The 9,369-nt window shown below is 67.4% G+C and carries 12 protein-coding genes; 3 read left to right on the top strand and 9 right to left on the bottom strand.

Annotation, left to right across the window (positions count from 1 at the left end; all coding sequences use genetic code 11):
* Window positions 1–130: 130 nt before the first annotated feature.
* The gene (locus Q0716_RS02970; RefSeq protein WP_299019500.1) at window positions 131–898 is read left to right on the top strand and encodes a DUF4395 domain-containing protein; all 768 of its coding nucleotides are present in this window, start codon (window positions 131–133) and stop codon (window positions 896–898) included.
* A 23-nt stretch (window positions 899–921) separates the two neighbouring features.
* Here the strand turns inward: Q0716_RS02970 and Q0716_RS02965 are convergent, their stop codons facing one another.
* The 7 genes from Q0716_RS02965 to Q0716_RS02935 form a co-directional block, all read right to left on the bottom strand.
* Window positions 922–1,659 (bottom strand): c-type cytochrome, encoded by a 738-nt coding sequence (locus tag Q0716_RS02965; protein ID WP_299019498.1) that lies wholly within the window; start codon window positions 1,657–1,659, stop codon window positions 922–924.
* Window positions 1,660–1,670: 11 nt separating this feature from the next.
* Window positions 1,671–3,035 carry an NAD(P)/FAD-dependent oxidoreductase gene (locus tag Q0716_RS02960; RefSeq protein WP_299019496.1) on the bottom strand — a complete coding sequence of 455 codons (1,365 nt, stop codon included), beginning with the start codon at window positions 3,033–3,035 and terminating at the stop codon, window positions 1,671–1,673.
* The gene (locus Q0716_RS02955; RefSeq protein ID WP_299019494.1) at window positions 3,032–3,556 is read right to left on the bottom strand and encodes a hypothetical protein; all 525 of its coding nucleotides are present in this window, start codon (window positions 3,554–3,556) and stop codon (window positions 3,032–3,034) included. Before Q0716_RS02955 ends, Q0716_RS02960 begins: the two co-directional genes overlap by 4 nt.
* 19 nt (window positions 3,557–3,575) lie before the next feature.
* Window positions 3,576–4,382, bottom strand: coding sequence for a hypothetical protein (locus Q0716_RS02950; RefSeq protein WP_299019491.1), 807 nt, complete (start codon window positions 4,380–4,382; stop codon window positions 3,576–3,578).
* Window positions 4,328–4,801, bottom strand: coding sequence for a hypothetical protein (locus tag Q0716_RS02945; protein ID WP_299019490.1), 474 nt, complete (start codon window positions 4,799–4,801; stop codon window positions 4,328–4,330). The genes Q0716_RS02950 and Q0716_RS02945 overlap by 55 nt, the downstream gene beginning before the upstream one ends.
* A gap of 4 nt (window positions 4,802–4,805) precedes the next feature.
* Window positions 4,806–5,996, bottom strand: a complete 1,191-nt coding sequence (locus tag Q0716_RS02940) for a cytochrome c (RefSeq protein WP_299019488.1) — start codon at window positions 5,994–5,996, stop codon at window positions 4,806–4,808.
* 63 nt (window positions 5,997–6,059) lie between these two features.
* Window positions 6,060–6,191 (bottom strand): hypothetical protein, encoded by a 132-nt coding sequence (locus Q0716_RS02935; RefSeq protein ID WP_299019487.1) that lies wholly within the window; start codon window positions 6,189–6,191, stop codon window positions 6,060–6,062.
* 262 nt (window positions 6,192–6,453) lie between these two features.
* On the opposite strand from Q0716_RS02935, the gene Q0716_RS02930 reads away from it, so the two are divergent.
* Together Q0716_RS02930 and Q0716_RS02925 are read left to right on the top strand one after the other, a co-directional pair.
* Window positions 6,454–7,500 carry an FAD-binding domain-containing protein gene (locus tag Q0716_RS02930; protein WP_299019485.1) on the top strand — a complete coding sequence of 349 codons (1,047 nt, stop codon included), beginning with the start codon at window positions 6,454–6,456 and terminating at the stop codon, window positions 7,498–7,500.
* Between the two features lie 144 nt (window positions 7,501–7,644).
* Window positions 7,645–8,055 carry an SDR family oxidoreductase gene (locus Q0716_RS02925; RefSeq protein ID WP_299019483.1) on the top strand — a complete coding sequence of 137 codons (411 nt, stop codon included), beginning with the start codon at window positions 7,645–7,647 and terminating at the stop codon, window positions 8,053–8,055.
* A 47-nt stretch (window positions 8,056–8,102) separates the two neighbouring features.
* On the opposite strand, the gene ssb is transcribed toward Q0716_RS02925, so the two are convergent.
* Both ssb and Q0716_RS02915 read right to left on the bottom strand, forming a co-directional pair.
* A complete protein-coding gene (ssb, locus tag Q0716_RS02920; protein WP_299019481.1) occupies window positions 8,103–8,603 on the bottom strand; it encodes a single-stranded DNA-binding protein in 501 nt (166 codons plus the stop codon).
* 100 nt (window positions 8,604–8,703) lie between these two features.
* Window positions 8,704–9,369 (bottom strand): MFS transporter (locus Q0716_RS02915; protein WP_299019479.1); only part of this gene is annotated, 666 nt, incomplete at its 5' end.

Raw genomic sequence — 9,369 nt, 5'->3', positions numbered from 1 at the left:
AAATCGGCGATGAACCAGTTCGCGATACTATACGGCGACCGCTTCACCCTCGCACCACGCTGAACGACACGAGGACAGATTCAGAAACCGCCCCACACACAAAAAACAGGACATCCCCCAGGGTGTTGCGATGAACCGTTGGTTGGCGTTTGGTGAGGTGGTCGATGGCTATCCCGTGCCCGTGGTCAGCGAGCGCCAGGTGCGCGCTGCGGCCGGGCTGCTGTTCTTCCCGGCCGTGGTGTCGTTCATGCACTCGTTTCTGCTGGGCAACTTTCAGTACACCCGGTGGTTCATCGTGGTGTTTTTGGTGGACATGACGCTGCGCGTGCTCAGCCCGCGTTGGTCGCCCAGCATGATCGTGGGCGGCTGGATCGTGCGCCACCAGACGCCAGAGTGGGTGGGCGGGGCGCAAAAACGGTTTGCGTGGGGTTTGGGGCTGCTATTGGGCCTGGCCATGCTGTACCTCATGGTGCTCAACCGCTACATGGGGCCGGCCAATATGCTCATCTGCGGTGCTTGTCTGTTGCTGATGTTTTTCGAGACCGCCTTTGGCATTTGCCTGGGCTGTCGGCTCTACAACGTATTCCATCGCGAAAAGGCTCAGCTATGCCCGGGCGGCGTGTGCGAAGTGCCCGCCTCGGCGCGGGGGTGGGGCTTGTCGCTGCCCCAGGCGCTGGTGCTGGTGGCCTTCGCGGGCCTGACGGTCGCCGCCAAAAACTGGGTCGACCGCACCGGCCCGCTGCAAGGTTTCGACGAGATGGCCACGCTGGAGGAGATGGGCTTGCAGCCCACGCCCGGCGCGTCCTCGGCCGCGGAGCGCCAGCGCTGCGAAGTGCCAGCATTTGCCAAGGCCATCGGTCACGAGGAGATGTGGAAGCGGCACAACGGCTGCAGCTAAGCCGCATTCCCGCGCGTGTCTCCTCAACGCTGCCGAGGCAGGTCGGCGTAGTAGCGCGCTAGCGCGTCGATTTCGGTGGCGGTCAGGCGCTGTGCGAACACCCGCATGCCCTTGGCCGCGTCGTTGGTGCGCTGCCCGCCGTGGTAGTCGAGCATGGTGCGCACGAAGTACAGCGGGTTTTGACCGGCCAGCGCGGGGGCTTCCCACTTGCCGCCCTGGCCCTTGACTCCGTGACAGCTCGCGCACGGTGTGATCAGGCGCGCGGGGTCGCCTTTCGTGACCAAGCGAAGCGCGGCCTGTTCCGCTTCGGCACTGGCCGCGCCGGGGCGCGGCGTGACGGCATCGTGCGGGGCGGGCAGGCTGGCGTAGTACGCCGCCACGTCGGCGATTTGCTGCGGCGTCATGGCCACCGCCACGTCGTGCATCAGTTGCGCGCCACGGTTGTCCCGGCGCAGGCCGCGCTGGTAATCCAGCAGCATCTTGGCGGTGTAGGTGGCGCGTTGGCTGGCGGTGTGCGGCCAGTTGAACGTGGGCGCCTGGCCCTGCCCACCGTGACAGGAGGCGCAAAACAGCTCCTCGTGCACGCGGCGCCCCCGCTGGGTGTCCCCGGGTGGCAGTTCGGCCAGCGCGGCGCGCAGGCTGGCGGGCGTCCATGCGGGCGCAGGTGCCGGCGCCGGCGCACTGGCCAGGGCAGCGATGGGCAACCAAGCGGCCAGACCGGCGGCCAAACCGACCCACGAGCGGATGTATCGGGTGGTCATGGCAGACTCCATCAAGCAAAGCAGTCTTGGGTGAAAGTGCGCAGCCACGCCTGCTGGTAGCGCGCGCCGAGCTTGATCTGCATCGGTGACGCATCCAGCGGCAGATAGCGCGATGCGCCGTTGATGCGGGCGATCTTGCCGTCCACGATCTTGAACACATCGGCCACGAACAGGCCATAGTCTTTGCCGGCCAGGGCGTAGCAGGTGTTTTCCCACAGCGGCTCGGGGGCGGGGCGGCCGGCCAGCTCCTCGACGATGGCGCGGGCCACCACCTTGGCCTGCGTGTTGGCCGAAAAGCCGCTCTTGGGCATGGCGTCGGCGATGCTGGCGTCGCCGATGACGTGCACCTGCGGCACCATGGTCGAGGCGAAGGTGCGCCGATCGACGGGGCAAAAGCCGCTGCCGTCGGTCAAGCCCAGCGTGGCGGCCAACTTGCCCGCGCGCATCGGGGGAATGACATTGATGACGTCGGCCTGGATGGTCTCGCCCTCGGTTTCGATGCGCATGCGCCGCCCGTCGATGCGCAGCGGGCGGCCCCCTTCCTTGCCACGCACCCAGGTCAGCATGCCGGGGCCGGGGTGTCGCTGGATTTCCACCTTGGTGGCCATGCGCTTGGCGTAATCGTCGGGCAGGTTGAAGCGGTAGAGCCGGTTCCAGCCCAACATCATCGTTTCGTCGGTGACGAAGGCGTCTTTCGGGTCGACGATGATGACCTTGGCCGTGGGGTTGTGCGTCATGAACCATTCGGTCATGAGCGCGGCGCGCTCGTACGGACCCGGCGGGCAGCGGTAGGGGTTGGGGGGTGCGGCCAGCACGAACACGCCACCCGGGCGCATGCCTTGCAGTTGGCGTGCCAGCAGCGCGGTCTGCTCGCCCGGGATCCAGCCCGAGGGCACCGCAGTACGCGCCACGGCTTCGGAGTAGCCCGGGTACGCGTCGTACAACAGTTCGATGCCGGGCGAGACGACCAGGCGGTCGTAGCCGATGCGCCGCCGCCCGGCGGTGGTGACCACGCGCGCCGCTGCGTCGAGCCCGGTGACGGTGTCGATGACGATCTCGATGCCGTAGCGCTCGCGCAGCGTGTCGTAGCGGACCTCCAGGTCGGCCATGGTGACGTGGCCGTTGAGCACCTCCGACGATCCGTAAGGGCGGATGTAGACGGGGTGGCGCTCGATGAGGGTGACGCGCAGCGCGGGGTTGAACAGCTTGAGATACTTGGCCGTGGTGGCACCTCCCACACCGCCACCGACCACCACGACATGGGCGCGCTCTTGGGCAAAGGCCAGACTCGGTGCCGAGCACGCGGCCAACAGGCCCAGCATGTGCCCCAGCCAGGCGCGCCGCTGGGGGCTGGACAGGGATTCGGGATGGTTCATGATGCGGCTCCTTTGTCGGCGCGCGCGGCCAAGGGGGCGGGTGGTTGCGCGGCGAACCATTGCGCCATCGCCTCGATATCGGCGTTGGTGAAGCCCCGCGCGACGTGGCCCATCAGGGTCGAAGGGCGCCGACCCTCGCGAAAATCGATCATGGTGCGCACGAATTGCTCCACCGGCATGCCCGCCAGTGGTTTGAAATACTCGTCCCCCAGCTGGCCGTGGGTGCCATGGCAGGCCGCACAGGTGTGGGCCATGACGTCGGCCGGCACCGGCTGGGGGTTGAGTGCGGGTGACGGCTCGGGAGGAGCGACTGGGGTGCTACCCGTATTGGTCGCCGCAGCGGGGGAAGCGCCCGCGGCGGTAGCCTGCGCGGACAGCCCTGCCGCGGAGGCCGCGGTGGCGGTCGCGCGAGCGATGAGCGAGACTCCGCCTGCGCCGGCGGTGACGACCACGATCCCGAGTGCGACCGCGATGGCTTCCAAGCGGCGGGCGCGTTGACTGGTATTGAGGGGCGTATTCATCTGTCTACCTCCGTCAGGATCAGCGCAGCCACACCCACAAGCCCACGCCGAAATAGGCCAGCGTCCACGCGACCAGCAGGCCGATGGTCCAGGTACCCAGACGCGTGACGGCGGCAGGGGGCGTGTACGGTTGGGGCCCGCGGTGCTGCCCGGCCTGCCAGGCCACGGTCAGGAAATAACCCAGCGCGGCCCCGCCCAATGCGGCGAAGGTGAAGAAGAACAGCACTGTGCTGTACCAGTCCATTTGCACGCGGTAGTCCAGCGCGTCGTAGCCATGGGCACCGGTGAGCGTGAAGTAGCACAGCGCTTCGCGCGCGCTGGCCAGCGCGATCAGGGCCAGGGTCGCCACCCCGAACGCGGTGTAACCCCTCCAGCCACCGTCGAGCTGCGTACGCAGCAGCGTTGGCAGCAGCAACGCCAGCACGGCCAGTGCGCCGACGCCCATCCACGGCGACGTGGCAAACCACGCCATCTCCGGGGGCAGCGTCGCCATCCACAGCGCTCCCAGCGCACCCGCAACGGCAGCACCGACCCGCATCATGCGCTGCCCCAGCTGAAGCAGGAACGCGAGGTAGCCCGTATCTGGCTCCTGCGCGCCTTGCAGGTAGCGACGATAGGCCAGCAGCCACGCCCCCGCCACCGGTGCGGACAGCGCGATGAAGAAGCCAAAGCGCGGCAGGTGCCACAGGTGCAGGCTACGTCCGCTCGGGTCCACCGTGCCACCAGGGGCGTACCATGCCATCCACGCCTGGGGAAACAGCGCCTGGTACGTCAGGCTGTGCACGATGAAGCCCACCCCCAGCAGCGCCAGCACCGACAGCACCATCCATCCCGTCGCGCGCCCCCCATCTGCGCCAGATCGGGGTTCTTCCAATAGAAAGCGTACATCGCGATGTAGCCCACGATGAGCAAGCCGATGAAGCCGATCACCCACCAGGCCGACAGCACGTTGGAGGTGTACCAGAACGGGTCGTAGATGACCTGTACGAACAGCAGCGGCGCCACGCCCAGCACGATGGCCACCGACACGGCGATCTTGGCGGTAGTCAACATGGCGGCGGCCAGGCGGCGCCAAGAGGCATCGGTACTGATCGCCCCGCGCAGCGTCAGCGCACTGGCGCCCAACATCACTTGTACGGCCACCATGTGCAGCGCAAAGGTCAGCACCCCCAGCACCAGAAAGATCAGTGGGTGCGCGGGAACGCCCGCTTGGTCACGAAGGGCATATAGCATTTCGGGTGTCATGGCGTCACTCCGTGCGGATCGTGGGTTGGGCTGCGGCCTGCGCAGCGCCCTGTCCGGACATCGTGCTCAGAATCCAAGCGGCCAGGGCGCGCGCTTGGTCGTCGTTGAGCGGGATTTGCGGCATGTACAGCGTGTTGCCGCCCGCCAGCGCGGCTTGCAGATACTCGGCCACGTCGCGCTCGCTGTGGCCGGGCCCGAAGTAGCGCTGCAATGGGTGCATCCCGGTAGCGGTCAGCGAATGGCAGTTGGCGCAGGTCGTCAGTGCCAACAGGCGACCCGCTTCCACCCGGTTGCCGTCGTCGATGGTGCGCAGTTTCTCGGGCACGAAGATGTGCGTCTTGAGAAAACCGTGCGCCTCGATGGTGGGGATTTCCGAGCGCACGCCCACGCTGGGAACATCCGCGCCCACCACCTGGTTGGAGTACACATACTGGCCGGCCACCCAAGGTTTGCGCAACGATTCGCGCGCGACTTCTTCGGGCCACAAGCCCGCCACCAGGATGACCACCGTCATGGCCGCGGCGACCGACGACACCAGCGCGCGGGGCTGCATATACCTGACCAAGAAGTACACGAGCGCCGCGCCCACGGCCACCGCCATGGCCAGCGGAAAGTGTTCCGGCAGGCGGTTTTCCAGCACCACCCCGGCCGACTCGGGCAGCGTGGCCAGGTACCACTGCAGCATGGCTGCGCCGGCCAGCGTCGCCACGATGCCGAGCACCGAGAGTTTGCGGGCGATGTCACGCTTGAGCTGCGCATCCTCGAAGCGCGCCGTCACGATGCCGTCCACCACCGCGGTGATTGCGAACATGAAGGGAGCTCGCATGCCCAGCTGTGCGAACGTGTTGCCACCGTAAAAGGCGTTGAGCACACCGCCGGTTGTGGCCCATTCGGCCTTGCCCGGCCACATCATGGAGCTGAGGATGCCCACGATGATGAGCATCGTGGTGTAAGACGCCAGGCCGAACACCAACGCGATGCGGGTGTGGGTTTGGCAATCCACGCGACCCACGAGGTAGACCAGCATGTACACGCCCACCACCTCGATGACGAAGACCACCCACTCGGTGGCCCACATCCAGACGAATGTGTGGATCAGGGCCGAGATGCCACGCGGGCTCGCCACGGTGGTGGAGTACCAGATGCCAGGCCGGGTGATGGAGCCCAGCACGTAGCTAAAGACCAGCAGGAACAAGCCGTAGCGTCGGACAAACTCCAGATACTGCGGCTTGTCGTGCCGATAGGCGTAGTTGGCCAGTCAGGCGAAAAAGATCGCGGCGCCAACCGATGTGTGTGAGAACAACACGTGCGCGGTGGCGATGATGCCGACGATCCAACCGCTGCCCAGCCCTGGCTCGAACCACGTGGGATAAAGGCCGATCATGTCCATGGATGCTCCTTGACCGAAAGCTGGTGCTGTAGCTGACTACACCACCTTGCATGACACGAACGCAAAAGGCGTGCCGGTCTGTGCCAACGGTTAAAAATTCTTGTAAATCAGTCGCTTGTGATCATTCCGGCGCCACCCTCGACCAACGGCACGCGATTTGTCATGACAGCGCTGACAGAGGGCTGTCAGACCCGCTGGTCGAGCTGGCGTGGTCTGGCTGCAGCCGCTCTAGGGGCAATCGCACCGCGCGACAATCCAGGGCATGCCGTCTGCCGCAATGCCCGCTGTCCCGCGTGACTTCCCGCCCACGGTCGAGGCGGCCCGCGCGCGGCTTGCCGCGGTGCGCCCCGCTGACTATGCGCGCAGCCGCAACCATTTGAACGGCGCGGTCACCCGGCTGTCGCCATACCTGACGCACGGACTGCTGGCGCTGGCCGAGGTGGTCGACACGCTGCGCACCGCGCATCGCCTGCCGCTGACCCACAAGCTGATGCATGAGCTGGGCTGGCGCGCCTTCTTCCGCCATGCCTGGCGGCACGACGGCGAGCGCATTCTGGAATCGCTGCACCCCGGCCCCTTGCCCGATGCCGCGTATGGCACCGCCGTGCCCGAAGACGTGCGGGCCGGTGCCACCGGCGTGCCGGTCATCGACCAGGCGGTGCGCACGCTCTACGCGACCGGCTATCTGCACAACCACACGCGGATGTGGCTGGCGTCCTACCTCGTGCACATTCGCAAAGTGCACTGGCGCACGGGTGCCGACTGGATGGTTGCGCACCTGCTCGATGGCGATTTGGGCAGCAACCATCTCTCCTGGCAATGGGTGGCAGGCACGGCGAGCGCCAAGCCCTATCTGTTCAACGCCGACAATGTGGCCAATACGCGCCGCCCGACTGGCACAGCGTCGGTACCGCCATCGACCAGTCCTACGCCGTGCTCGACACCTTGGCCCGCAGCGGCACGGCGCTGCCGCCTGAGCCCGGCGCGCACCCGAGAGTGTCGGAGCCGCCTCGTTTCCCGTACCCGCTCGAAGGCGGCTACGGTGCGCCCGACCCGGCTGCGGTCGCGGGGCAGGACGTCTGGCTGGTCCACCCGTGGTCGCTGGCCGACCCACCGGCGGGTTGCCTGCCCGTGGCCGTGCTCGACGCCGACTGGCATGCGCGCTGGCCGTGGTCGCAACGGCGCTGGGCCTTCGTCTCGACCCGTCTGTACCGCCTCGCTGCGCTGCGCTGGTTCGCGCCGGCGGCCGAGCTGGCCGAGGCCTTGCGGGCTGCCCGCAGCGTGCGCGGCTGGCATGACGCGCACCTGAGCGCGCCGGCCTGGGCGGCCCTAAAGTTGCCACCACCGCCGGTCCCCTGGCCCGAGCCCGCCGTGCGCTGCCGATCGTTTTCGGCGTACTGGGCCCTGGTTCGTCGCCATTCGGCGAGCCGCCCCACCACTGGAGAGCTATTCCATGACTGAAGCGTGGATCGAGTCGCGCCGCGCAGCGCAGGCGCCGGGTGCCGCCGTGCTGGTGAGTTCGGTGGTCGCTGGCGTTGGTGTCGCCAACCACGAGGTGATTGCCGCGGCCAAGGCCGGGGTCGAAGGGCTGGTGCGCAGCGCCGCGGCCACCTATGCGGGGCTGGGGCTACGGGTCAACGCGGTGGCGCCGGGCATGACCGACACGCCGATGACGGCGGGCATGCTCAAAGTCCCGGCGATGCGTGAAGGCGCGGGCAAGCAATATCCGCTCGGCGGCGTGCAAACACCCGATCAGGTCGCGCAAGCCATGGCCTGGCTGCTGTCAGACGCTGCCAGCCGTATCACCGGCCATGTGCTGCCGGTCGATGGGGGCTTCAGCCATGTCCGGCCGCTGGTCAAGTGAAGCGCAGCCAGACAGGGGCATCATGCCAACGCCCCCGTTGGATATTCCTAGAAAGGAATATCGTCGTCCATATCCTCGAACCCGCTGGCTGCGGGCGCCGGGGTGGTGGGGGCAGCGGGCCGACCTGCGCTGGAGGCTGGTGCCGCCGCCGCGCGTGCCGGTGCGGCCGCCCGGGGCGCGATGCCGCCCTCGTCGGCGGGGGCGCCCAGCCCTTCGCGGTTGCCCAGCAGTTGCAGCTCGGTGGCGATGATGTCGACCGTGTTGCGCTCGATGCCGTCTTGTCCCGTGTATTTGCCGTACTTGAGCCGTCCCTCCACGTACACCGGACGGCCCTTTTTCAGGTATTCACCGGCGATCTCGGCCAAGCGGTCATAAAACGTGACGCGGTGCCATTGGGTGTCTTCGACCATCTCGCCGGTGTTGCGGTCCTTGCGGCGGCTGGAGGTGGCGATACTGACGCTGGCCACGGGTTGGCCGGAGGGGAGGTAGCGAATCTCGGGGTCGCGGCCGCAGTTGCCGACCAGGATGACTTTATTGACCGATGCCATGGGGTGTCCTTGCGTAGGGGTGACCGTCGATGTCGTCGATTGTGCCCGATTCGCTGGTGCCGACCATCCCCCGATGCGGGGAGGCACAGCTTTCCTGCCTTCAAGACGACTGGACCGCCACCGGCTTGGGCGCCGGCGCGCGTAGCCCCCAGCTGATGGCCAGCCACAGCGCGCAGCAACCCGCGCCAGCAAGCATCACACCGCTGGGGCCCCATTGTGATTGCAGCCAGCCGCCCACGGCGCCACCGGCAAACAGCCCCATCGACTGCAGCGTGTTGTACACGCCGAGTGCCGCGCCGCGCGCATGGGCGGGCGCAAGCCGCGACGTCAGGCTGGGTTGGCTGGCTTCCAGCGTGTTGAAGCCCAGAAAAAACACCACGAGGCATGCGCCCAGCGTGAGCACACTCGCGACCTCCGCGTGTGCCACCCATGTCAGCCCCAGCTGCGCCACCAGCAGCAGCGCGATGGCACCGCGTAACACGGCGGTGAGGTACCCCCGGCGCTCCAGACGAAACAGCAAGCCGCCCATGACCAGGAACGACACGAGCAGCGCCGGCAAATAGACCTGCCAGTGGTGGGCCTTGGGCAAACCAGCGCCCAGCAATAAACCGGGGACGGCGATCCACATCGCCATTTGCACCGTGTGCAGCACCAGCACGCCCACGTCGAGCCGCAGCAGATTGGGGTCACGCAGCACGTCGCGCAACCCGGCGCGATCGGGGCCGACGGGGCGTGCCGGCTCTGCCGGCACCACCCAGGCCACGAC

Source organism: uncultured Tepidimonas sp., assembly GCF_938045175.1.
In the GTDB taxonomy this organism is placed as follows: Bacteria; Pseudomonadota; Gammaproteobacteria; order Burkholderiales; family Burkholderiaceae_C; genus Tepidimonas.
Note: the sequence above shows the minus strand (reverse complement) of the source record. Positions and strands in the feature narration are given on the sequence as shown.

Bases quoted from the DNA above. Each gene is read 5' to 3' on its own strand.
- Q0716_RS02935 (WP_299019487.1), bottom strand. From the start codon at position 6,191: ATGGACATGATCGGCCTTTATCCCACGTGGTTCGAGCCAGGGCTGGGC.
- Q0716_RS02945 (WP_299019490.1), bottom strand. From the start codon at position 4,801: ATGACACCCGAAATGCTATATGCCCTTCGTGACCAAGCGGGCGTTCCC.
- Q0716_RS02960 (WP_299019496.1), bottom strand. From the start codon at position 3,035: ATGAACCATCCCGAATCCCTGTCCAGCCCCCAGCGGCGCGCCTGGCTG.
- ssb (WP_299019481.1), bottom strand. From the start codon at position 8,603: ATGGCATCGGTCAATAAAGTCATCCTGGTCGGCAACTGCGGCCGCGAC.
- Q0716_RS02965 (WP_299019498.1), bottom strand. From the start codon at position 1,659: ATGACCACCCGATACATCCGCTCGTGGGTCGGTTTGGCCGCCGGTCTG.
- Q0716_RS02950 (WP_299019491.1), bottom strand. From the start codon at position 4,382: ATGGTGCTGTCGGTGCTGGCGCTGCTGGGGGTGGGCTTCATCGTGCAC.
- Q0716_RS02925 (WP_299019483.1), top strand. From the start codon at position 7,645: ATGACTGAAGCGTGGATCGAGTCGCGCCGCGCAGCGCAGGCGCCGGGT.
- Q0716_RS02955 (WP_299019494.1), bottom strand. From the start codon at position 3,556: ATGAATACGCCCCTCAATACCAGTCAACGCGCCCGCCGCTTGGAAGCC.
- Q0716_RS02930 (WP_299019485.1), top strand. From the start codon at position 6,454: ATGCCGTCTGCCGCAATGCCCGCTGTCCCGCGTGACTTCCCGCCCACG.
- Q0716_RS02970 (WP_299019500.1), top strand. From the start codon at position 131: ATGAACCGTTGGTTGGCGTTTGGTGAGGTGGTCGATGGCTATCCCGTG.